Origin of the sequence: Pseudovibrio sp. W64, from assembly GCF_001623145.1 — a bacterium.
In the GTDB taxonomy this organism is placed as follows: domain Bacteria; phylum Pseudomonadota; class Alphaproteobacteria; order Rhizobiales; family Stappiaceae; genus Pseudovibrio.
This window is the reverse complement of sequence record NZ_LMCI01000034.1, coordinates 72,901-96,109: the sequence shown is the minus strand read 5'-3', so window position 1 is coordinate 96,109 and position 23,209 is coordinate 72,901. Positions and strand designations below refer to the sequence as shown.

Sequence of the window (23,209 nt, the reverse complement as noted above, 5' to 3'; positions counted from 1 at the left end):
CACATAATCAGCGTGGCCTGGGCAGTCAACGTGTGCGTAGTGACGAGCTTCGGTTTCATATTCAACGTGTGCTGTTGAAATAGTGATACCGCGAGCACGCTCTTCAGGAGCGCCATCGATTTCGTCGTATGCTTTAAAATCACCGAAGGATTTAGTAATCGCTGCGGTCAGTGTAGTTTTACCGTGGTCAACGTGGCCAATTGTGCCGATGTTGACGTGCGGCTTATTACGTTCAAATTTTTCTTTAGCCATCGGATCTCTCCGTTCTCTCTTGAATCCCTTTGACTGGTCTAATGAGGTTTAGGCGTATTTCGCCATAACCTCGTCAGCAACAGCCTGCGGGACTTGGTCGTAATGATCGAACACCATGGAATACTGCGCACGTCCTTGGGACATGGAACGCAAGTTGTTCACGTAACCAAACATGTTGGCCAGCGGAACCATAGCAGTGATAACGGTCACGACACCGCGGTTTTCGGTACCGGCGATCTGTCCACGACGGGAATTCAAATCACCAATCACGTCACCCATATAGTCTTCTGGAGTGACAACCTCAACCTTCATGATAGGTTCCAGAAGCTTTGGACCTGCTTTAGCCACAGCTTCGCGGAAACCAGCACGACCTGCGATCTCAAATGCGAGCACAGACGAGTCAACATCATGGTAAGCACCGTCAGTGAGGGTAGCTTTAATGTCGACCATCGGGAAGCCAGCAAGTGGACCAGAGGACATGACGGATTCGATACCCTTGGATACACCAGGGATGTATTCCTTAGGAACGTTACCGCCAACAATCGTGTTAGCAAACTCAAAACCTTCACCAACAACATTTGGCTCGATAGAGAGTTTGATGCGAGCAAACTGGCCAGTACCACCGGACTGCTTCTTGTGGGTATAATCCACGTCAGCAGACTTGGTAATGGTTTCACGGTAAGCAACCTGAGGTGCACCGATGTTTGCTTCAACCTTGAATTCACGCTTCATGCGATCAACAAGGATGTCCAGGTGAAGTTCGCCCATACCAGCAATGATTGTCTGGCCGGACTCTTCATCTGTCTTCACGCGGAAGGACGGATCCTCAGCAGCCAGGCGGTTCAGGGCAAGGCCCATCTTTTCCTGGTCACCTTTGGTTTTAGGCTCAACAGCGATCTCGATAACCGGATCCGGGAACTCCATGCGTTCCAGAATAACAGGCTTCAGAGGATCACAAAGCGTATCACCAGTGGTCGTGTCCTTCAGGCCTGCGATAGCCACAATGTCGCCTGCATAGGCTACATCAATGTCATCGCGGGAATTTGAGTGCATCTGCATCATGCGACCAACGCGTTCGCGCTTGCCCTTAACAGTATTCAGCACGGATGAGCCTTTATTCAGCACACCAGAGTAAATACGTGCGAAGGTCAAAGAACCAACGAACGGATCGTTCATAATTTTAAATGCGAGCATACCAAGCGGCTCTTCGTCAGAAGATTCGCGTGTGGTTTCTTCTTCAGTCTTGGCGTCGATACCTTTAATCGCCGGCACTTCAACCGGGTTAGGAAGGTAATCTACAACAGCATCAAGAAGAGGCTGAACGCCTTTGTTCTTGAATGCTGTACCGCACAATACTGGAACGAAGTTGCCAGCAATGGTACCCTTACGAATAAGCTCTTGAAGCTTTTCGTTGGATGGCATTTCGCCTTCCAAGTATGCTTCAGTAGCTTCTTCTTCTACTTCTACAGCGATCTCGATCAGTTTTTCGCGGTATTCAGCAGCTTGGTCAGCGAGATCTTCTGGAATATCCAGCTCATCCCAGCTTGCTCCAAGAGCTTCACCGTTCCAAACCAATGCTTTCATCTTCAGCAGATCGATAACACCAGCAAATTCGCTTTCAGCGCCGATCGGCAGCTGAACACAAGCTGGGGTCGCACCAAGACGTTTCTCGATCATTTCTACACAGCGGAAGAAATCAGCACCGAGCTTGTCCATCTTGTTGACGAAGATCATGCGTGGAACGTTGTACTTATCAGCCTGACGCCATACGGTCTCAGTCTGAGGTTCAACACCAGCATTCGCATCGAGAAGTGCAACTGCACCATCAAGAACACGCAGGGAACGTTCAACTTCAATCGTGAAGTCAACGTGACCTGGAGTGTCAATGATGTTCAGACGCTTACCGTTCCAGTGGGCAGTCGTAGCAGCTGAAGTAATGGTAATACCACGCTCCTGCTCCTGCTCCATCCAGTCCATGGTAGCTGCACCATCATGAACTTCACCGATTTTATGGGACTTACCAGTGTAATACAGAATACGTTCTGTAGTGGTCGTCTTACCAGCATCGATGTGAGCCATGATACCGAAGTTACGGTAGTCCTCGATTTTGTGCGTACGTGACATAGCGTCAGCCTCTATCCAGGGTGATTACCAACGGTAGTGCGAGAATGCACGGTTAGCTTCAGCCATCCGGTGAGTATCTTCGCGCTTCTTAACGGAGTTACCACGGCCATTCGCAGCATCCAGCAGTTCACCGGACAGACGACCAACCATTGTGGTTTCGTTACGACCGCGAGCTGCAGAAATCAGCCAGCGGATAGCAAGTGCCTGACGACGCTCTGTACGAACTTCGACTGGAACCTGATAAGTTGCACCACCAACACGACGGGAGCGAACTTCAACCTGTGGCATAACGTTTTCGAGCGCCTGATGGAACATCTCGAGTGGGCTAGCCTTAGCCTTAGATTCGATCGCATCGAATGCACCGTATACGATGCGTTCTGCGGTGGATTTTTTACCATCGAGCATTACTGCGTTCATGAACTTAGTAACGACGATATCTCCGAACTTAGGATCCGGAATAACTTGACGCTTTTCAGCGGCGTGACGGCGGGACATATCGGTCTATATCCTATTATTTCGGACGCTTAGCGCCATACTTGGAACGACGCTGTTTACGATCTTTAACACCCTGGGTGTCAAGAACGCCACGGATGATGTGGTAACGAACACCAGGCAAATCCTTTACACGACCACCACGGATCATGACAACGGAGTGCTCTTGGAGGTTATGACCTTCACCCGGGATATAACCAATAACTTCAAAGCCATTGGTCAAACGGATTTTTGCCACTTTACGAAGCGCTGAGTTAGGCTTCTTAGGAGTGGTTGTATATACGCGAGTACACACGCCGCGCTTCTGCGGGCACGCTTCCATCGCTGGAACTTTGTTCCGCTTCGCCGGCACTGTACGCGGCTTACGGATCAACTGGTTGATCGTTGGCATAATTTGCCCTTTAACTACTTTTGCTCTTCGACCGGACGCAGTTTCTGGTAGACATACGCATGCGCACCAAATCCACGAACGATTATTCGTGAAGGGCACCGCGAAACCAGAGGACCACGGACGGATCCGCGGTCTTGCATTCGACTTGTATTCGCCTTTGAACCCGACAACGTTTAAGCTTCAGTACTCCGAGGCGAGGCGCCTCAGGAGAAGGACATTGCTTACTGCTTGCCATAAGGTTGCCGGAACCTACTCATCAGGACACTGTTCGTCAAGTCCCTTCCAAGAGATTCTTGGCCCCAGACTCTTAGATTCATACGGTGTATCCCAAGATTCGCGTAGATTCAGCAATTTCCTCGCGGAAGACGTCAAAATTTGGAGGCGCTTAAGTGTTCATTGCAGTTTGACTCTGAAGATTAAAAGGAAGTTAAGCACATCCCTACTCTGACTCATCGTCATTTCCGCAGGTCATTTGATTCTTACAGCTTTAACTCAAATTCAATTACGCCCCTTAAGTGCAAATACTGCCACAGGGCGAAGGCACGTCGTCGCCTCAAGTCTCAAGCACCCAACACACCCAGTTAGGGAGCAAGGCCGCCGGCAACCGTCAGTGTCGTCCCACTCACGAATCCTGCCCCGGATGATCCCAGCCAGACAGCAGCCTCTGCAATATCTGAAGGCTCGGCTATACGACCAAGAGGTGTTGCAGCAGCAACAAGTGCCGGGCGATCAGGATTTCCCTCCCGCTGGTGCATGTCGGTCGCAGTTGTTCCCACACGGATCGCATTCACCCGAATACCGAGGGGCCCAAATTCTTTACCCGCACCAACCGTCAATGTTTCCACTGCACCTTTTGAAGCGGCGTAGTGAACATACTCCCCTGGGCTCCCCATCACGGCAGCAATCGAAGACATATTTACAATCGCACCACCAGAACCACCTTGGTCAGTCCTCATGCGTTTAGCTGCTTCTTGCATGCAATAGATCATGCCAAACACATTGGTCTGAAAAGTCGAAACCAATGCCGAGCTATCCAACTCCACTAAGGAAGACGTCCCTCCTATGATGCCAGCATTGTTCACGAGGCAAGTGATCGGCCCGAGGCTATCATCACAAATGACAAACATCTGACGCACGGCTTCAAGATCAGCCACATCCGCAGCAACAGCAATCGCGCGAACGCCAACCTCCTTGCATCGCCGGACAGTCTCTTCCGCTCCGGCCTGATCACAATGATAGTTCACACAGACATCATAACCAACTTCGGCAAAAGCAACAGCAGTGGCCTGACCAATGCCCTTGCTGGCACCCGTTACCAATACAATCTTCGAAGTAGCATTCCCCAAGAACGTTCGCTCCATTTAACTCTGGCTTCAACTGCAAAGCCAAATGATCACTGTACTCACAAGTCAGGCAAGATCACTACATTTTTGAAGCCACCCAGCAGAGAGGCATTTACACCTCCCCTCTCCCTAAACGCAAAAAAGGAGAGGTCACCCTCTCCTTTCCAAAATCCAAAATCGGATCATCAGTTCAATTTTTAGAACGTGATCACTGAAACATTGCCTGCCAGTGCATCTTTATAAGGCTGAACGAAGAACTCTTCCTCCGGTGTTTCCGTGATGTATCCCAGCTGATCAAGAGCTGCATCCACGAAACCCTGTTCACCCAGCGCTTCAACGGCACGGCGAACTGCACCATCGTCATCAGGCGCGGTCACCATCACGTGGAACGGAAGACCATCTTCTTCTTCACCGTCTTCCTCTTTCCAGGCGCGGCCCATAATCAGGTAGACAACTGGAGGGGTGTCATCACCATTTTCTTCTTCAATCTGATCAGACATTTTATTTCCTTCATCACGCACCCACTCAGTCCAGCCCGACCGAAAGGATGCGTTTCAATTCAAACACCAGACGTATCCGCCAAGGGGCCTCAGCTTCCAAAATCAGACACGCGTCTTTCTTGTTAGTGGCAGGTCAGCAGGTCGCCCACAAGCAACCATCCGCCATAAACGGAAAAGCCGCCCCGAAGGGCGGCTTGACCTGAATTTAGATTTTGCAGCTCACTAGAACTGACCGTCACGGCTGAAATCTTCAAGCATGGAGTCCGCAGTACCAGCAGTAGAAGCTGAACGGCGAGCGTCCTGGATGAGATCATCACGCAGTGTCGCAATCTTACGAGTGCGGTTCATCGCCCCGCCTGTACCCGCTGGGATCAGACGACCAACAATCACGTTCTCTTTCAGACCGTCCAGTGGATCGATCTTGCCGAAGACAGCTGCTTCAGTCAGAACACGCGTTGTTTCCTGGAACGATGCAGCAGAGAAGAACGAACGAGTCTGCAAGCTTGCCTTCGTGATACCCAGAAGAACTGGAACACCCTTGGCAGGATCACGTGCATTATCAATCGCACGCTGGTTAGCTGCATCAAATTCGATCTTATCGACCTGCTCACCAGAGAAGTACTCTGTTTCGCCCGGATCAGTGATCTCAACCTTCTGGAGCATCTGACGAACAATCACTTCAATGTGCTTGTCGTTAATGCCCACGCCCTGCAGGCGATAAACTTCCTGGATCTCGTTAACGAGGAAGGCAGCCAGTGCCTCTACGCCCTTAATCGCAAGAATGTCATGCGGTGCCGGGTTACCATCAACAAGGTATTCACCCTTCTCGATAGTGTCCCCTTCCTGCAGGTGGAAGTGCTTGTTCTTCTGGATGAGGTACTCAACAGGCTCCAGGCTCTCATCGGTAGGATCGATGATGATGCGGCGCTTGTTTTTGTAATCTCGGCCAAAGCGGATCGTACCGTCAAGCTCAGCGATAATCGCGTGATCTTTCGGACGACGTGCTTCGAACAGTTCTGCAACACGAGGCAGACCACCGGTGATGTCTTTCGTTTTTGCAGATTCCAGAGGAATACGTGCAAGAACGTCACCAGCAGAAACCATGTCACCTGGCTGTACGGACAGAATAGCGTCAACGGAAAGCAGGGAACGAGCATCGCCACCGCGAGCCAGTTTCTTGATCTTACCGCTATCGTCCTGAATAACCATCGCAGGCTTCAGATCAGCACCACGTTGAGAAGAACGCCAGTCGATAACAACACGCTTGGTGATACCGGTCGCTTCATCAGCAGTTTCCTGCATGGAAGAACCATCCACCAGATCTTCAAAGCCAACACGACCGGAAAGTTCTGTCAGGATCGGACGAGTGTACGGATCCCATTCAGAAATACGATCACCGCGCTTAATGACGTCACCTTCGTCAACGAAGATTTTACCACCGTAAGTCAGACGATGCGTAGAACGCTCATTACCGTCACTATCTACGATAATGATGGACATGTTACGTGCCATAACAATGTTGTTGCCATCGGAGTCGCGAACCACATTGCGGTTGCGCATCTTCACGGTGCCTTCAAAGTTGGATTCAATGAAGGAGCTATCAACAACCTGTGCCGTACCACCAATGTGGAACGTACGCATGGTCAACTGAGTACCAGGCTCACCAATAGACTGCGCAGCAATAACACCAACAGCCTCACCGATGTTCACCGGAGTACCACGTGCAAGGTCACGGCCATAACAGGTCGCACATACACCAGTCTTGGTTTCACAAGTCAGCACGGAGCGGATCTTGACCATCTGGACCTTGGCAGCTTCAAGAAGCTCCACGTCCTTCTCGTCAATCATACGTCCCTTAGGAACGAGCACTTCGCCAGTCTTGTTGTTGCGGATGTCTTCAGCCGCAGTACGGCCAAGCACACGCATACCAAGGGTCGCGATCACGTTACCAGCATCAACGATTGGCTGAACGGTAATGCCACCAGTGGAACCACAGTCAACTTCAAGAATGATGCTGTCCTGTGCAACGTCCACGAGACGACGTGTCAGGTAACCGGAGTTCGCAGTTTTCAACGCCGTATCGGCAAGACCCTTACGGGCACCGTGGGTGGAGTTGAAGTACTCGAGAACCGACAGACCTTCTTTAAAGTTCGCGATAATCGGGTTTTCGATGATGGAACCATCTGGTTTCGCCATCAGACCGCGCATACCGCCGAGCTGCTTCATCTGCGCTGGAGAACCACGCGCACCGGAGTGAGCCATCATGTAAACAGAGTTCATCTGTTTCTGACGACCTGTGTCCTCTTCGAACTCAGTCGCAGAGATGCGGCCCATCATTTCATCAGCGACTTTGTCAGTACACTTCGCCCAGGCGTCAACAACCTTGTTGTACTTCTCGCCCTGAGTGATCAGACCGTCGTTGTACTGCTGTTCGTATTCAGTCACCAAAGTGGTGGTGCTTTCAACGAGTGTCGCCTTGGCATCAGGGATAACCATGTCATCCTTACCGAAGGAGATACCAGCACGACATGCGTTTTTGAAGCCAAGCTGCATAACGCGGTCACAGAAGATAACGGTCTCTTTCTGGCCACAAGCACGATAAACCGTATCGATCATCTTGGAGATGTCTTTTTTGGTCATCAGCTTGTTACAGGCGTCGAACGGTACTTCGAAGTGCTTCGGCAGCAGCTCTGCAATCATCAGACGACCAGGAGTGGTCTCGTGGATTTCAGAGGTTGGGTTACCCAGCTCATCAACAGACTTGAAGCGGCCACGGATCTTGGAGTGAACAGTGATAACACCGTTTTCCAGCGCGTGGTGCAACTCACCCATGTTACCGAAGGCCATGCCTTCACCTGGCTCACCATCTGCCATAATGGACAGGTAGTAGAGGCCAAGAACAATATCCTGGGACGGTACGATGATCGGACCACCGTTCGCCGGATGCAGAATGTTGTTGGTGGACATCATGAGAGTACGGGCTTCAAGCTGCGCTTCCAGAGAAAGCGGAACGTGAACAGCCATCTGGTCACCATCGAAGTCAGCGTTAAACGCGGAACAAACGAGTGGGTGCAGCTGGATTGCCTTACCTTCAATCAGGGTAGGTTCGAAGGCCTGAATGCCAAGACGGTGAAGCGTAGGCGCACGGTTCAGGAGAACCGGGTGCTCGCGGATCACTTCATCAAGGATATCCCAAACTTCCGGACGCTCTTTTTCAACGAGCTTCTTCGCCTGCTTAACAGTGGAAGAATAACCCTTTGCATCGAGGCGGGAGTAAATGAACGGCTTGAACAGCTCAAGCGCCATCTTCTTCGGCAGACCACATTGGTGCAGCTTCAGTTCAGGACCCACAGTAATAACGGAACGACCGGAGTAATCCACGCGCTTACCGAGAAGGTTCTGACGGAAACGACCCTGCTTACCCTTCAGCATATCTGAAAGGGACTTCAAAGGACGCTTGTTTGCACCCTGGATCACACGACCACGACGACCATTATCGAACAGCGCATCTACAGATTCCTGCAGCATACGTTTTTCGTTACGAATAATGATGTCAGGCGCTTTAAGCTCGATCAGACGCTTCAGACGGTTGTTACGGTTGATCACACGACGATAAAGGTCGTTGAGGTCAGACGTCGCAAAACGGCCACCATCCAGCGGAACCAACGGACGCAGATCCGGTGGAATCACAGGAACAACAGTCAGGATCATCCACTCAGGACGGTTTCCAGACTCGATGAACGCTTCAACAACCTTCAGGCGCTTCGCCAGTTTCTTAGGCTTCAGCTCTGTGGTTGCTTCTGCAATTTCCTGACGGATCTTTTCAGATTCACGCTGCAGATCCATGCTGGCAAGGATCTCACGGATCGCTTCAGCACCAATCATAGCAGTGAAGCTGTCTTCACCGTATTCGTCCTGAGCGGCAACAAACTCTTCTTCAGAAAGCAGCTGACGCAGCTTCATAGGAGTAAGGCCCGGCTCAATAACAACGTAGTTCTCAAAGTACAGGATGCGCTCAAGATCCTTAAGCGTCATATCCAACAGCATGCCGATACGGGATGGCAGTGACTTCAGGAACCAGATATGCGCAACAGGAGCAGCAAGCTCAATGTGGCCCATACGTTCACGGCGTACACGGGACAAGGTGACTTCAACGCCACACTTCTCACAGATAACGCCTTTATATTTCATGCGCTTATACTTACCGCACAAGCACTCATAGTCCTTGATAGGACCGAAAATCCGAGCACAGAACAGCCCGTCGCGCTCTGGCTTGAAAGTTCTGTAGTTGATCGTCTCCGGCTTTTTGATCTCACCGAACGACCAGGACAGAATTTTCTCCGGGCTGGCGATCGAGATGCGGATATGATCGAAGGTCTGTGCGGGAGCCTGTTGATTGAACAGGTTCATGACCTCTTGCGACATCAGCTCTCTCCTAAAATGCGCGGTTTGGGGGAGCGTGCTAATAAGCAGGCTCCCCTCTTCCGGCATGAATACATGACTTACAGCGAAATACCTTGAAAGGTCTTATTCCGCGGCATCGATTGCTTCAGCGTCATCATTGGCTTTCTGACGCGGTTCCTTATCCTGCAACTCGACATTGAGGCCCAGGGAACGCATTTCCTTGACGAGAACGTTAAAGCTCTCAGGAATACCCGCCTCAAATGTGTCGTCACCCCGGACGATAGCTTCATAAACCTTGGTACGACCTGCCACGTCATCAGACTTAACAGTGAGCATTTCCTGCAAGGTGTACGCTGCGCCATAAGCTTCAAGCGCCCACACTTCCATCTCACCGAAGCGCTGACCACCGAACTGCGCCTTACCACCCAGCGGCTGCTGAGTAACAAGAGAGTAAGGTCCGATAGAACGCGCGTGGATCTTATCGTCAACCAAGTGGTGAAGCTTGAGCATGTAGATGTAACCCACAGTGACCTGACGGTCGAACTGTTCACCGGTACGTCCGTCATACAATGTAGACTGACCGGATGGTTTCATCTCAGCAATGTTCAGCATGTCAACAACGTCAGGTTCACGTGCACCATCAAAGACCGGAGTCGCGATGGAAACGCCATGACGCAGCTGCTCACCAAGTTTAGCGATGCCTTCGTCGTCGTATTCCTGAACCGGCTCACCCTTGATGTTGTCGCCGTAGATCTCAACGACCTTGCCACGAAGCTGCTCGATCTCGCCAGACTTACGATATTCGTCGTAAAGCTCGCCGATCTTCTGCCCCATGCCGGCACAAGCCCAGCCAAGGTGAGTTTCAAGAATCTGACCAACGTTCATACGGGATGGAACGCCGAGTGGGTTCAGAACGATATCAACGTGTTGACCGTCATCCAGGAATGGCATGTCTTCACATGGGTTGATCTTGGAAACCACACCCTTGTTACCGTGACGACCAGCCATCTTATCACCAGGCTGAATCTTACGCTTAACCGCAACGAAGACTTTAACCATCTTCATAACGCCAGGTGGCAATTCATCACCACGCTGCAGCTTCTCAACCTTGTCGATGAAGCGCTGCTCAAGACGCTTACGGCTCTCATCATAAGAACCACGAAGCGCTTCCAGCTCGCTCATCAGCTGCTCGTCTTCGACAGCAAACTGCCACCACTGAGAACGTGGGAATTCGTTCAGAACGTTTCCGTCGATCTCAACACCCTTGCGGAAGTTCTTCGGACCACCAACAGTTACATGACCCATGATCATCTCAGCCAGACGGCCATAGACGTTACGGTCAAGAATTGCCTGTTCGTCGTCGCGGTCTTTCGCAAGACGTTCAATCTCTTCGCGCTCGATAGCCATTGCGCGTTCGTCTTTTTCAACGCCGTGGCGGTTGAATACACGAACTTCAACAACAGTACCGGATACACCTGGAGACAGACGCATGGATGTGTCGCGAACGTCAGAAGCTTTCTCACCGAAGATCGCACGCAGAAGTTTTTCTTCTGGTGTCATTGGGCTTTCGCCCTTTGGAGTGATCTTACCAACAAGAATGTCGCCTGGTTTCACCTCAGCACCAACATAAACAATGCCGGCTTCATCAAGGTTCTTCAGCGCTTCTTCCGAAACGTTAGGAATATCGCGAGTGATTTCCTCAGGGCCAAGCTTCGTATCACGCGCCATCACTTCGAATTCTTCGAGGTGGATGGAGGTGAACACGTCATCGCGAACGATGCGCTCGGAAAGTAGGATGGAATCCTCGAAGTTGTAGCCGTTCCAAGGCATGAACGCGACCATAACGTTACGGCCAAGCGCCAGATCACCCAGATCAGTCGAAGGACCGTCTGCAATGATATCGCCCTTACGAACCCGGTCACCTACGTTCACCAGCGGACGCTGGTTGATACAGGTATCCTGGTTGGAACGCTGGAACTTCATCAGGCGGTAGATATCTACGCCGGACTTGGAAGGATCCAGATCTTCAGTCGCACGGATAACGATACGTGTTGCATCAACCTGGTCAACCACACCACCGCGGCGTGCACCAATAGCGGCACCAGAGTCACGAGCAACGATTGGTTCCATACCGGTACCAACAAACGGAGCCTGTGCACGAACGAGCGGCACAGCCTGACGCATCATGTTGGAACCCATCAGTGCGCGGTTCGCATCATCGTTCTCAAGGAACGGAATGAGCGACGCAGCAACGGAAACCAGCTGTTTAGGAGACACATCCATCAGATCAACGCGATCGGAGGTGACCAAGATGTTTTCACCCGCATGACGACACTGAACCAGGTCGTTCACGAAGCTACCATCTTCGTTCATCTCAGCGTTCGCCTGAGAAACGTAGTACTTGCTCTCTTCCATAGCGGAGAGATAGACAACGTCTTTCGTCACAAGACCATCAATAACACGGCGGTATGGACTTTCAATAAAGCCATACTTGTTCACACGTGCAAAGGTTGCCAGTGAGTTGATCAGACCAATGTTCGGACCTTCCGGTGTTTCAATCGGGCAGATACGACCATAGTGTGTTGGGTGAACGTCACGAACCTCAAAGCCTGCGCGCTCACGGGTCAAACCACCAGGCCCAAGCGCTGAAAGACGACGCTTATGCGTGACTTCAGACAATGGGTTGGTCTGATCCATAAACTGAGACAGCTGGGAAGAACCGAAGAACTCACGAACAGCTGCTGCAGCAGGTTTTGCGTTGATCAGATCCTGAGGCATCACAGTGTCGATCTCAACAGAGCTCATACGCTCCTTGATCGCACGTTCCATGCGCAGCAGGCCAACACGGTACTGGTTTTCCATCAGTTCGCCAACGGAGCGAACACGACGGTTACCAAGGTTATCGATGTCATCAATTTCGCCGCGGCCATCACGAAGATTAAGCAGCAGGCTGATCACTGATAGGATATCGTCTTTACGCAGAACACGAACAGTATCTTCACACTCAAGGTCAAGACGCATGTTCATCTTCACGCGGCCAACCGCGGAAAGGTCGTAGCGCTCAGCATCGAAGAACAGAGACTGGAACATAGCCTCTGCAGTCTCAATGGTTGGCGGCTCACCAGGACGCATAACGCGGTAGATGTCAAACAGAGCACCTTCGCGGCCGTCATTCTTGTCAGCAGCCAGCGTGTTGCGGATGAAAGGACCAACGTTAACGTAGTCGATATCCAGAACAGGCAGATCGTGGTAGCCACGCTCGATCAACTCATGAAGAAGCTTTTCAGTCAGCTCTTCACCAGCTTCAGCATATATCTCACCAGTACGCGTATCAACAATGTCTTCGGCAAGGTACTGGCCAAACAGATCATCATCAGTACCCTTAAGAGATTTAACACCCTTTTCAGTCAACTGACGGATTGTGCGAGCGGTAATTTTCTTACCAGCTTCAACAACCACTTCACCGCTGGCAGCATCAACCATATCGGCAGTTGCTTTAGTACCCTTAAGTCGAGCACCATCGAACGGTACGGACCAGCTGTTTTCGCCGTTACGTACGTAGTCGATACGGTTATAGAAGGTATTGAGAATCTCTTCGCTATCAAGACCAAGCGCCATCAACAAAGATGTCACAGGGATCTTACGACGGCGGTCGATACGTGCGTGGACAATGTCCTTAGCATCGAATTCGATATCGAGCCATGAACCACGGTAAGGGATCACACGTGCAGCAAACAGAAGTTTACCGGAAGAGTGGGTCTTACCTTTGTCATGGTCAAAGAATACACCCGGGGAACGGTGCATCTGAGACACGATAACGCGTTCTGTACCATTGATCACAAAGGTACCGTTATCGGTCATGAACGGAATATCGCCCATGTAGACATCTTGTTCTTTGATGTCTTTAACCGATTTTGCGCCAGTATCTTCATCCACATCAAACACGATGAGGCGAAGCGTAAGCTTCAGTGGCGCAGCGTAAGTCATATCACGCTGGCGGCACTCTTCCACATCATACTTTGGTGCTTCAAATTCGTAATCTACGAATTCAAGAAGGGAATTGCCTGCAAAATCCGAAATGGGGAATACGGACTTAAATACGGCCTCTAGGCCTTCGTCAACGCGGTTATCTTCAACCTTATCAACTTGCAAGAATTGGTCATAAGACGCCTTCTGCACTTCGATAAGGTTTGGCATAGCCGCTACATCGCGGATGGATCCGAAGTATTTACGGACCCGCTTGCGACCGTTGAACGTCTGCGTCATTGTCGCTCCTCGTATCACTCAAGGTGACGGTTCAGAAAAACGACGCCCTGCATGGCAGAAAACGTAGCTTCTCAGAACCGTCCACAATAGGGCGCTGTTCAGGCACCCTCCCCCGTTGGGACGTTTACCCCGGCCGGGAAACCCGCCAGGGTACGGAAAAGGTCCCGGATTACTCCGGGACCAATATCTGAAGAACTCAGGATTACTTGAGTTCTACTTTTGCACCAGCTTCTTCGAGCTTCTTTTTCAGCTCAGCAGCTTCGTCTTTAGAAACTGCTTCTTTAACAGCTTTTGGAGCGCCTTCTACGAGCTCTTTAGCTTCTTTCAGGCCAAGACCCGTGATCGCACGCACTTCTTTGATCACGTTGATTTTCTTCGCGCCAGCATCAGCCAGGATCACGTCGAATTCAGTCTGTTCTTCAGCAGCTTCAGCAGCTGGACCAGCAGCAGCAACAGCTACAGGAGCAGCAGCGGAAACGCCCCACTCTTCTTCGAGCAGCTTGGAAAGCTCAGCAGCTTCCATAACGGTCAGTGCGGAGAGTTCTTCTACGATCTTTGAGAGATCAGCCATTTTTCAGTACCTTGTTGTTCGAACCGTTTTCGGTTTTGACAAAAATTATGTGGTTCCGCCTTACGCGGCTTGGTCCTTCTCGGCGTACGCATTGAAGACGCGAGCAAGTTGCCCGGCCGGTGCGCTCGTAACCATGGCCATACGGGTCGCTGGGGTCTGAAGCATACCCACCAGCTTGCCACGAAGCTCGTCCAGAGACGGCATCGCTGCCAGTGCTTTAACACCAGCAGTATCCAGGTTAGTTGAACCAAGAGCACCACCAAGGATTACGAAATTTTCGTTAGCCTTAGCGAAGTTAGCAGCAGCCTTAGGCGCAGCAACTGGATCGTCAGAGTAGACGATGACAGTTGGGCCTGTGAACAGGTCGCTGATATGCTCTAGTTCAGTGCCTTGAAGGGCAAGCTTGACAAGGCGGTTTTTAGCAACCTTTACGGTACCACCAGCTTCACGAGCATCAGCACGCAGCTGAGTCATCTGAGAAACTGAAAGGCCCGCATAGTGCGCAACAACTGCAACGCCAGTGTTCGACAACACTTCGTTGAAATCGCTGACGAACTTTTGCTTATCCGCTCTTTCCACTTGCCTTCTCCAGTTGGCAGCAATTCTCATTGCCGCCGGTTTGCCTTTGCCGCATCAAAGTTGGGCTAACCCAACCTCGACAACGACGATTAGGGTCCTGTCCCCTTACGCGCCGGAGAGACGCAGCAAGGCAATTTGGTTCGAACCGCAAGGTTGAATTGCATTTTGCATATCAACCAAATCAGTTCTTCTCCATCTATGCAGGCCTTTCTTATCAAAAACTTAAACCAACAAACGTTGGCACCTGCAGTCTCGGACAGGGATGCCGAAGGACCATAACAGTCTTTCAGCGGTAAAACCTCCCACATGAAAGCGGGAGGTAACTCTTATAGGCGAGGTGTTTACTCGGTAATAGAACCAAGATCAACCTTCACGCCAGGTCCCATCGTGGATGAAAGGGCTACGCGCTTAACGTACGTACCTTTTGCACCTGATGGCTTAGCTTTGATCACTGCATCAACGAACGCTTTCACGTTCTCTTCCAGCTTGGAAGCTTCAAAAGAAGCTTTGCCAACGCCAGCGTGAATGATACCAGCTTTTTCAACGCGGAACTGTACAGAACCACCTTTGGCGTCTTTAACAGCCTTGGTCACGTCAGGGGTTACAGTGCCAACCTTAGGGTTAGGCATCATGCCGCGAGGACCGAGAACTTTACCAAGACGACCAACGAGTGGCATCATGTCAGGAGTTGCGATGACGGTATCGAAGTTGATGGTACCGCCCTGAACTTCTTTAACCAGCTCTTCAGCACCAACAATGTCTGCGCCAGCAGCTTTTGCTTCATCAGCTTTCGCATCACGAGCAAATACAGCAACGCGTACAGTTTTACCGGTACCGTTTGGAAGAACACATGCACCACGAACCATCTGGTCTGCGTGACGTGGGTCAACACCAAGGTTGATTGCAACTTCGATGGTTTCGTCAAACTTGGCAGTGGAGCCAGACTTAACAACACCAAGAGCTTCGCTTACTGCGTACTCTTTGTTACGATCAATACCTTCGCGAGCAGCTTTAATGCGCTTACCTACTTTAGCCATGATACTTTACTCCGTAACTTCCAGACCCATGGAACGGGCGGAGCCTTCGATCATCAGCATTGCTGCTTCGATGTCGTTAGCGTTGAGATCTTTCATCTTAGCTTCTGCGATTTCACGAACCTGAGCTTTAGTCACGGACGCAATGGTACCGCGACCAGCAGTTGCTGAGCCAGATTTGACTTTCGCAGCTTTCTTAAGGAAGAAAGAAGCCGGAGCTGTCTTAACTTCAAAAGTGAAAGACTTATCGGAGTAATAAGTAATGATGGTTGGGCAAGGAGCACCTTTCTCAACATCCTGGGTCTTAGCGTTAAACGCCTTACAGAATTCCATGATATTCAGACCGCGCTGACCCAGCGCAGGACCAATTGGTGGGGATGGTGTAGCAGAACCTGCTGGCACCTGAAGCTTTAAGTAGCCGTCAATCTTTTTCGCCATAATTCTCTCCAGAATGGATCTGTGAAATCACGCCAAGCGCATTTCACTGGATAAGAGAGCGGGCGGTCTGGCTTCCAGCACACCGACGAAAGTGCGCTTCACCTGCCGCCCCATCCCGGACTTAACCGACTTTGTCGACCTGTCCGTATTCAAGTTCAACCGGGGTAGCCCGGCCGAAGATGGACACTGTCACTTTCAGACGTGCCCGTTCCTCATCGACTTCCTCGACGAGACCAGAGAAGGAAGCAAACGGGCCATCGCTGACGCGAACCTGTTCACCAACTTCAAAGCTGACAGAAGGTTTCGGAGCTTCGACACCTTCCTGAACCTGATTAAGAATACGCTGCGCTTCAGCCTCAGAGATCGGCATCGGCTTCTTGTCGTTACCGAGGAAGCCAGAAACTTTCGGCGTATCGTTGATCAGGTGATAAGCATCGTCGCTCATCTCCATCTTCACCAGAACGTATCCTGGGAAGAACTTACGCTCAGCATCAACTTTGCGACCGCGACGTACCTCTACGAATTTCTCGGTCGGAACCAGAACTTCGTCAAATGAATCTTCAAGACCCTGCTGCTGAGCTCTTTCTTTAATCGCTTCAGCAACTTTACGCTCGAAGTTCGAATAAGCGTGCACAATATACCAGCGCTTAGCCATCTTAAATCCTGTTCCTACTAGAAATGCCTGTGAGGCTATTTAGAAGCCAAGCAGTAAACTGATACCCCAGCTCATCAGCTGGTCAGCAGCAAGAAAGAACATCGCCGCCAGGAAAACCATCACGAAGACCATTAACGTGGTCACGCCAGTTTCCTTACGCGTCGGCCAAGTTACCTTCGCAGTTTCAGAACGAACTTGCTGGATAAATGTAAAAGGATTGGTTTTTGCCATCCGGTCCCGGCCCATTACACGACAGGTGGGCGCGTAGATTCTTCCACGCACCCTATCCCTGAAAAACTCTTCATATGCCACCAACTTCGATTAATCAAGATTTTTCTCAACCAAAGAGATGGCAGGGGCAGCAGGGCTCGAACCCGCGACCTACGGTTTTGGAGACCGTCGCTCTACCAACTGAGCTATACCCCTACAAAGTCCCAAGCATGGGACAAAACCTTTTTCCGACCAATAATCAACTCACTGGAAGGAACCGTACCGCAATAACCACCGCGGTACGATATGTAAAGACTTTAAAAGCCTTTATTCGATGATTTCAGCTACAACACCAGCGCCGACGGTACGACCGCCTTCACGGATAGCGAAGCGCAGACCATCTTCCATAGCGATTGGTACGATAAGTTCAACTGAAACAGCAACGTTATCACCAGGCATCACCATTTCTGTGCCTTCTGGCAGAGAAACAACACCAGTCACGTCAGTCGTACGGAAGTAGAACTGCGGACGGTAGTTGGTGAAGAATGGAGTGTGACGTCCACCCTCTTCCTTGGTGAGGATGTATGCCTCAGCCTTAAACTTAGTGTGAGGAGTAACGGAACCTGGTTTACAAAGAACCTGGCCACGCTCAACATCTTCACGACCAACACCACGGATCAATGCACCGATGTTGTCGCCAGCTTCGCCCTGATCGAGCAGCTTGCGGAACATTTCAACACCAGTAACAGTGGTCTTAGATGTGTCTTTAACGCCAACGATCTCAACTTCGTCACCAACGTGAACGATGCCACGCTCTACACGACCGGTTACAACAGTACCACGGCCAGAGATAGAGAACACGTCTTCGATCGGCATCAAGAATGGCAGATCGCGTGGACGGTCAGGAGTTGGGATATAGTCGTCAACTGCAGCCATCAGCTCTACAATTTTGTCTTTGCCGATCGCGTCATCGCGGTCTTCAAGAGCAGCAAGTGCAGAACCAGCAATGATTGGAATATCATCGCCCGGGAATTCGTAGGAAGAAAGAAGTTCACGAACTTCCATTTCTACGAGTTCAAGCAGTTCTTCGTCGTCAACCTGGTCAACTTTGTTCATGAAGACAACCAGAGCAGGCACACCAACCTGACGAGCGAGCAGGATGTGCTCACGTGTCTGAGGCATTGGGCCGTCTGCAGCGTTAACAACGAGGATCGCGCCGTCCATCTGTGCAGCACCAGTGATCATGTTTTTCACATAATCAGCGTGGCCTGGGCAGTCAACGTGTGCGTAGTGACGAGCTTCGGTCTCATACTCAACGTGCGCAGTGGAGATAGTGATACCACGTGCGCGCTCTTCAGGAGCACCGTCAATTTCGTCATATGCTTTAAAATCACCAAAAGATTTAGTAATCGCAGCAGTCAGCGTAGTTTTGCCGTGATCAACGTGGCCGATTGTGCCGATGTTGACGTGCGGCTTATTACGTTCAAATTTTTCCTTCGCCATGGGCGTAGCTCTCTATTTAATCGTAGTTCCGTCGATCAAGGCTTGAAGCCAATAAAAGACCCCAAGGATTCTGTTAGGATACCTTCAGCAAAGAGCGAGAAGAGATTGGAGCGGGTGAAGGGAATCGAACCCTCGTATTCAGCTTGGAAGGCTGCTGCTCTACCATTGAGCTACACCCGCATTACCAATTTCAAGTCGATGGTGGAGGAGGTTGGATTCGAACCAACGTAGGCATAGCCAGCGGATTTACAGTCCGCCCCCTTTAGCCACTCGGGCACTCCTCCGAGATCGACCAAAATTCTCTAAAAGAGAACTTTTTGAAACTCGTTTTGCCAAACACGCCGCTTAACCGCTAAGCAGTTGCGCCGCGTCCTGTGGCGCGGTTTATGCCGCTGAGAACGCCATCTGTCAACGCCTCTTTTGCATGTGCCTGTGCAAAATCAACAAGGCAGTTAGTTTTCCCCCTTTTTTGTCGGAGAACTAACCGACGGAATCTACGTATGACCTTGCTAAATCACAGCTCTTCTCACCAAACCCGGCAATTTTGGTGCAAATTCTTTTTTTGGCAAAGTGAAAAGATTACACACATGAACACCCTCTCAAATTCACTGGACCTGCTCTTTTTATATAAGCAGCAAAAAAGGAATGTTTAGCCTCCCCTCTTTATTCCCTTGAAGCGAAAACATCACCGGAGTATCGAGAGGCTATGAGCAACTTTAAAAAACAAAAGAGCGCAGGCGGCAACCGCTGGAGCCCTGAGCAAAGCCCAGAGCGAGGCAATGATCGCCCCCATAAGAAAAGCCGGCCCGATGGAAAACCGTCTGGTGGATTTTCAAAGGGCAAGCCCTGGCTGAAGAAATCAGCTGCTGAAGACGGCCCTTTCTATATATATGGACTTCACACCATTGAAGCCGCCTTTAGAAATCCGGAACGCACTCGGCACAAGCTCCTCATAACGCAAAACGCATTACGGCGGCTGGAAGAGCGCAATCTGAAGATTGACGTTCCGGTTGAAGAAGCTAGCCCCCGCGATATCGACAAGCTGGTTGGCAAAGATGCCGTCCATCAGGGCGCTGCGCTGCTGGTGGATGCCCTTCCTGAATATGGACCGGAAGAACTCCAGGACGGTCAGCTTGTTCTGGCACTCGATCAGGTCACCGATCCGCACAATGTCGGCGCTATCCTCCGCTCCGCTGTCGCCTTGAGTGCTGACGCTGTTGTCACCACCCGCCGTCACGCACCTGAAGAAGGCCCGGTCCTTGCCAAAACAGCAAGTGGCGCGCTGGATATGATCAAACACGTCCGCGTCCCGAACATGTCTCGTTTTGTCGATGAAATGAGAGACAAAGGCTATCAGGCAATCGCACTGGACAGCGAAGGCCCGAACTCCGTCGAAAACACAACATTCACGGATAAGACCCTGCTGGTCCTCGGCTCTGAAGGAAAAGGTGTACGTGAAGGCGTCCGCAAAAACTGCGACGCCCTCGCCCGCCTGGACATGCCAGGAGAGATCAAGTCCCTCAACGTCTCCAACGCAGCGATCCTGTCCCTCTACGTCGCCCGCATGAAAATGGGGCTGTCCTAACCGACAGCCTCCGGGTCTGCACCTACAGCATATCCCGAAAAGTAGAAACCGGTTTTCAGATAGAGGCACGCAAAAACAAAGACTAAAGCAGTTCATGCGTTTCAGCTAAAAGCGAACAGCTTTAAACTCAAACAAAAGTCGCGTCTCAAGTAGCAACCACAAACCGCATGAAGCAAAAATTCTATAGCGGGTTATGTATCCATCTTTGTTGGGATCCACCTTATATAGACAGCTTGGACGCAGGCGTAAATTTGAAGCTATAGCCCCCATCCAGCCAGCGTTGAAAACGATTCTGAGTATAGTGATCACTCACTTCGTAATGCGTAACGCAGCCAACCTTAGGAATGTCTGGGGCATCACCAAGCAAAGCCATATCTAGTGTCATGCAATTAGCATGGTAGATATGAACACTGCCGCCATCCTCTTTTTGCAGATAGGCAGTGTGTACAACCGCACCTACCTGATCATCGATGAAGTTGATGATGCCTGATCCGGTTATCTTTGTATGGTCAAAATATTTCTGCGTGTTTGAAGCAGTGATGCCCATTTTATCTGAGAAGCCAAGCGGATAACCACCTACTTTTGCTCCGCTCATGAGTTCCTGCTTGAAATGGTTTGAGATTTTCCCTTCAAGCACGCCCACTTTCAGAGCAAAATTATAGCAAACCTGAGGATGCCAGCCTTCTGGCTTCTTAGCGAAGTCAGAAGCAATCTTTTTTTGAAGCTGCGCACTCGTGACAGGATTACTTACTCCCTGGTGAGCTTCGTGCGGTTTGAACAACCTACCAAAACTAATACGCATATTTCACTAACCTTATAAACAAAGCCTATGGCACGAAGCCAATGCGAAGAGAGCTTTCCAATACGCTACTGCTCTCGCATCGGGCTGACCATGAAGCTGAAACTTTGCCAGTTAGTTGAGTTTAGCTGAGTAGCGCCACCTCCATGATGCGCAGTGTGATAGTCAGATCTTTAAGTATGCGCCTTACACATATAAGCCCAATGCAGGGCCTTCTTACCCCGCTTCATCTTCCCAATTATTGCCGAAAAACAGCCAGCAGTATCGACGAGCGAACACATCAAAGGCAGGTCTGGCTCATTGAGCGCTCACGTTTGAACTTGCGCCGAAGATTGTGAACATGGGCCGGTATAGTGTTGGACACAGAAATCTCCAGCCCTTAGATTTTGCTCAAGAGATCGTCTTTGGTCACAACGTGCCCACGGTTGCTGATCAGCCCTCAAGAACCAGCACTTCATGCCTTGGCAAGGGCAAGACTACCGCGTTGACCGTGCTTGTTCGAGATTTAAAGTTATAGGAAAGACTGCCGACAGGTTCAGTTTTGCCAAACACGGAGCTTGGCCGACGCAACAAAGCTCGCATTCTTGCAACAAGCCCAGACATCGCAAAGCGCTTGATCAGGTAATCATCCGCTCCAGCCTCCAACCCATCAATGCGATCTTCAATTGCATCATGGGCGGTCGGCATAAGAATAGGCAGATCGTTGTCTTCCTCCCGAAGGGATGAGACAATTTCAATCGCATCTCCATCCGGCAACATTCGATCAGCAATTAACGCATCAAACATCTCAGAGTTCATGAGCATTTGCGCATCTTCAACACGTCCACGCTGATCTACTGAAAATGCAGCAACCACTAAGGCCTTTTCAATTTGCTGAGCGATACCTCTTTCATCTTCCAGCACCAAAATCCGCATTCAACTCTCTTGTTGACCCAAAACCTTACAAACATATGCGCATGGCACATCTCAAGCTGAAGCCAAAATTAAGTCTCAAATCCTTGCGTCCTGCGCAAAGCCTTGCTCCCCCCTCAACGATAGCCAACTCAGTATTCTCACCCCGCAGATGGGAACTGTAATGCGTAGGCAAGCCTCATTGCTTCCCCTTTCATGCTGCAGGTACAGCTCACTTGTCATGCAAGACCAGCAGCAACCGGGCCAGCTCACAAAAGACAGTATTTTACATTGCGAATGTTTCATGTTGGCCCAGTTCAACACAAGACAGGATCCACTTAGGGGCATCACTGATCGTTTTCATCACGACACTCAACTTGTCACACCAACAAACAGCAAGACTATTCCAGCCAGCATGAGCCACAGGTAACCCAGAAAGCAGTTATGGTCGGTACCTATCCTGTTGCATCTGCAAAGTCCTGAACTTCACTGGAACACCCTTCGGCTCCCTAACAGGACACCTTTCGCACCGCACAAAGTCTCTTCACCCAACAACCAAAGCTTCCACATTCTGGCAAACGCTCCTGGCTGCCGAACAACGAACGCCGCTCAAAAGCCTGCAATACAAAACGTCCACTCACACGAACAACCTCATCACAGGCCCGCAAGCACTACCAAAAACAAGAACTGCCAAGACACCAACAGAGGCAAAACTGATATTCAGTTAATATGTATGCTTCTCACTTTTGAAATTCGCCGAAGCGGAAACTCACCGGCACCACTCCCCTTCCATCCCCAGCTGTCGCCAAGGGGGAATAAAGAAGCACAACTCACACCCAAACCGACAAAGCCAACGCTCCTTTAATCCGCCAGTGTTTTCCGGCCATCCCCCCATAGGAACGCAGAAATTCCCAATACCTTTCAAACGAACGCACAAAACAACGCAGACGCGCAAACCAAGAAATTTTCTATCAATATCAATAGGCTGCATCCTCCGCATGTGGAAAAGAAGCCCCAAAACAACCAGATCAACCCCGAATTCACCCAAAAAATTCGTTCCCCTGTGAATTCTTCCAAATTTTTGCATTTTCGGTATTTACAAACCCCGCCAGCGCCCGTAAATACCCCTCCAACGAAGACGACGCCGGTATAGCTCAGATGGTAGAGCACCT

At 50.6% G+C, this 23,209-nt stretch carries 19 protein-coding genes and 3 tRNA genes; 1 reads left to right on the top strand and 21 read right to left on the bottom strand.

What is annotated here, in order from left to right; translation table 11 throughout:
- From PsW64_RS14880 to PsW64_RS14795, 18 genes are all read right to left on the bottom strand, one after another.
- Positions 1 to 252, bottom strand: a 252-nt coding sequence (locus tag PsW64_RS14880) for a GTP-binding protein (protein WP_244277279.1), incomplete at its 3' end; no start/stop codon positions are given.
- A gap of 48 nt (positions 253 to 300) precedes the next feature.
- Entirely contained in the window at positions 301 to 2,376 is a 2,076-nt protein-coding gene (fusA, locus tag PsW64_RS14875; protein ID WP_057464824.1) for an elongation factor G, read from the bottom strand.
- Between the two features lie 24 nt (positions 2,377 to 2,400).
- The gene (rpsG, locus tag PsW64_RS14870; RefSeq protein WP_057464825.1) at positions 2,401 to 2,871 is read right to left on the bottom strand and encodes a 30S ribosomal protein S7; all 471 of its coding nucleotides are present in this window, start codon (positions 2,869 to 2,871) and stop codon (positions 2,401 to 2,403) included.
- Positions 2,872 to 2,887: 16 nt separating this feature from the next.
- The gene (gene rpsL, locus PsW64_RS14865) at positions 2,888 to 3,259 is read right to left on the bottom strand and encodes a 30S ribosomal protein S12 (RefSeq protein WP_057464826.1); all 372 of its coding nucleotides are present in this window, start codon (positions 3,257 to 3,259) and stop codon (positions 2,888 to 2,890) included.
- A 581-nt stretch (positions 3,260 to 3,840) separates the two neighbouring features.
- Positions 3,841 to 4,605, bottom strand: a complete 765-nt coding sequence (locus PsW64_RS14860; protein WP_206599559.1) for an SDR family oxidoreductase — start codon at positions 4,603 to 4,605, stop codon at positions 3,841 to 3,843.
- Between the two features lie 194 nt (positions 4,606 to 4,799).
- The gene (locus tag PsW64_RS14855) at positions 4,800 to 5,102 is read right to left on the bottom strand and encodes a hypothetical protein (protein ID WP_057464828.1); all 303 of its coding nucleotides are present in this window, start codon (positions 5,100 to 5,102) and stop codon (positions 4,800 to 4,802) included.
- A 222-nt stretch (positions 5,103 to 5,324) separates the two neighbouring features.
- On the bottom strand, positions 5,325 to 9,527 hold the full coding sequence (gene rpoC / locus PsW64_RS14850; protein WP_063289483.1) for a DNA-directed RNA polymerase subunit beta': 4,203 nt from the start codon (positions 9,525 to 9,527) through the stop codon (positions 5,325 to 5,327).
- 102 nt (positions 9,528 to 9,629) lie between these two features.
- Entirely contained in the window at positions 9,630 to 13,772 is a 4,143-nt protein-coding gene (gene rpoB, locus PsW64_RS14845; protein WP_057464830.1) for a DNA-directed RNA polymerase subunit beta, read from the bottom strand.
- Positions 13,773 to 13,974: 202 nt separating this feature from the next.
- Positions 13,975 to 14,343 carry a 50S ribosomal protein L7/L12 gene (gene rplL / locus PsW64_RS14840; protein ID WP_063289484.1) on the bottom strand — a complete coding sequence of 123 codons (369 nt, stop codon included), beginning with the start codon at positions 14,341 to 14,343 and terminating at the stop codon, positions 13,975 to 13,977.
- 60 nt (positions 14,344 to 14,403) lie between these two features.
- On the bottom strand, positions 14,404 to 14,922 hold the full coding sequence (gene rplJ / locus PsW64_RS14835) for a 50S ribosomal protein L10 (RefSeq protein WP_063289485.1): 519 nt from the start codon (positions 14,920 to 14,922) through the stop codon (positions 14,404 to 14,406).
- Positions 14,923 to 15,263: 341 nt separating this feature from the next.
- Complete coding sequence (gene rplA / locus PsW64_RS14830) at positions 15,264 to 15,959, bottom strand: 50S ribosomal protein L1 (RefSeq protein WP_063297947.1); 696 nt, start codon at positions 15,957 to 15,959, stop codon at positions 15,264 to 15,266.
- Positions 15,960 to 15,965: 6 nt separating this feature from the next.
- Entirely contained in the window at positions 15,966 to 16,394 is a 429-nt protein-coding gene (gene rplK, locus PsW64_RS14825) for a 50S ribosomal protein L11 (RefSeq protein ID WP_057464834.1), read from the bottom strand.
- 121 nt (positions 16,395 to 16,515) lie between these two features.
- Positions 16,516 to 17,049, bottom strand: coding sequence for a transcription termination/antitermination protein NusG (nusG, locus tag PsW64_RS14820; protein ID WP_057464835.1), 534 nt, complete (start codon positions 17,047 to 17,049; stop codon positions 16,516 to 16,518).
- 39 nt (positions 17,050 to 17,088) lie between these two features.
- Positions 17,089 to 17,280, bottom strand: a complete 192-nt coding sequence (secE, locus tag PsW64_RS14815) for a preprotein translocase subunit SecE (protein ID WP_057464836.1) — start codon at positions 17,278 to 17,280, stop codon at positions 17,089 to 17,091.
- Between the two features lie 119 nt (positions 17,281 to 17,399).
- Positions 17,400 to 17,475: transfer RNA gene (locus tag PsW64_RS14810), tRNA-Trp, on the bottom strand.
- 111 nt (positions 17,476 to 17,586) lie between these two features.
- On the bottom strand, positions 17,587 to 18,762 hold the full coding sequence (gene tuf / locus PsW64_RS14805; RefSeq protein ID WP_063289481.1) for an elongation factor Tu: 1,176 nt from the start codon (positions 18,760 to 18,762) through the stop codon (positions 17,587 to 17,589).
- Between the two features lie 106 nt (positions 18,763 to 18,868).
- Positions 18,869 to 18,942: transfer RNA gene (locus PsW64_RS14800), tRNA-Gly, on the bottom strand.
- 19 nt (positions 18,943 to 18,961) lie between these two features.
- Positions 18,962 to 19,046: transfer RNA gene (locus PsW64_RS14795), tRNA-Tyr, on the bottom strand.
- A gap of 422 nt (positions 19,047 to 19,468) precedes the next feature.
- Here PsW64_RS14795 and PsW64_RS14790 point away from each other — a divergent pair.
- Positions 19,469 to 20,347, top strand: coding sequence for a TrmH family RNA methyltransferase (locus PsW64_RS14790; protein ID WP_063304104.1), 879 nt, complete (start codon positions 19,469 to 19,471; stop codon positions 20,345 to 20,347).
- A gap of 220 nt (positions 20,348 to 20,567) precedes the next feature.
- Here the strand turns inward: PsW64_RS14790 and PsW64_RS14785 are convergent, their stop codons facing one another.
- The 3 genes from PsW64_RS14785 to PsW64_RS27790 form a co-directional block, all read right to left on the bottom strand.
- Entirely contained in the window at positions 20,568 to 21,149 is a 582-nt protein-coding gene (locus PsW64_RS14785; protein ID WP_063304103.1) for a hypothetical protein, read from the bottom strand.
- A 429-nt stretch (positions 21,150 to 21,578) separates the two neighbouring features.
- The gene (locus tag PsW64_RS14780; RefSeq protein WP_063304102.1) at positions 21,579 to 22,061 is read right to left on the bottom strand and encodes a response regulator; all 483 of its coding nucleotides are present in this window, start codon (positions 22,059 to 22,061) and stop codon (positions 21,579 to 21,581) included.
- 897 nt (positions 22,062 to 22,958) lie between these two features.
- Positions 22,959 to 23,209 (bottom strand): hypothetical protein (locus tag PsW64_RS27790; RefSeq protein ID WP_206599558.1); only part of this gene is annotated, 251 nt, incomplete at its 5' end.

Bases quoted from the DNA above. Each gene is read 5' to 3' on its own strand.
- fusA (WP_057464824.1), bottom strand. From the start codon at position 2,376: ATGTCACGTACGCACAAAATCGAGGACTACCGTAACTTCGGTATCATG.
- tuf (WP_063289481.1), bottom strand. From the start codon at position 18,762: ATGGCGAAGGAAAAATTTGAACGTAATAAGCCGCACGTCAACATCGGC.
- rpsL (WP_057464826.1), bottom strand. From the start codon at position 3,259: ATGCCAACGATCAACCAGTTGATCCGTAAGCCGCGTACAGTGCCGGCG.
- rplK (WP_057464834.1), bottom strand. From the start codon at position 16,394: ATGGCGAAAAAGATTGACGGCTACTTAAAGCTTCAGGTGCCAGCAGGT.
- rpoC (WP_063289483.1), bottom strand. From the start codon at position 9,527: ATGTCGCAAGAGGTCATGAACCTGTTCAATCAACAGGCTCCCGCACAG.
- nusG (WP_057464835.1), bottom strand. From the start codon at position 17,049: ATGGCTAAGCGCTGGTATATTGTGCACGCTTATTCGAACTTCGAGCGT.
- PsW64_RS14785 (WP_063304103.1), bottom strand. From the start codon at position 21,149: ATGCGTATTAGTTTTGGTAGGTTGTTCAAACCGCACGAAGCTCACCAG.
- rpsG (WP_057464825.1), bottom strand. From the start codon at position 2,871: ATGTCCCGCCGTCACGCCGCTGAAAAGCGTCAAGTTATTCCGGATCCT.
- secE (WP_057464836.1), bottom strand. From the start codon at position 17,280: ATGGCAAAAACCAATCCTTTTACATTTATCCAGCAAGTTCGTTCTGAA.
- rplA (WP_063297947.1), bottom strand. From the start codon at position 15,959: ATGGCTAAAGTAGGTAAGCGCATTAAAGCTGCTCGCGAAGGTATTGAT.
- rpoB (WP_057464830.1), bottom strand. From the start codon at position 13,772: ATGACGCAGACGTTCAACGGTCGCAAGCGGGTCCGTAAATACTTCGGA.
- PsW64_RS14855 (WP_057464828.1), bottom strand. From the start codon at position 5,102: ATGTCTGATCAGATTGAAGAAGAAAATGGTGATGACACCCCTCCAGTT.
- rplL (WP_063289484.1), bottom strand. From the start codon at position 14,343: ATGGCTGATCTCTCAAAGATCGTAGAAGAACTCTCCGCACTGACCGTT.
- PsW64_RS14790 (WP_063304104.1), top strand. From the start codon at position 19,469: ATGAGCAACTTTAAAAAACAAAAGAGCGCAGGCGGCAACCGCTGGAGC.
- PsW64_RS14780 (WP_063304102.1), bottom strand. From the start codon at position 22,061: ATGCGGATTTTGGTGCTGGAAGATGAAAGAGGTATCGCTCAGCAAATT.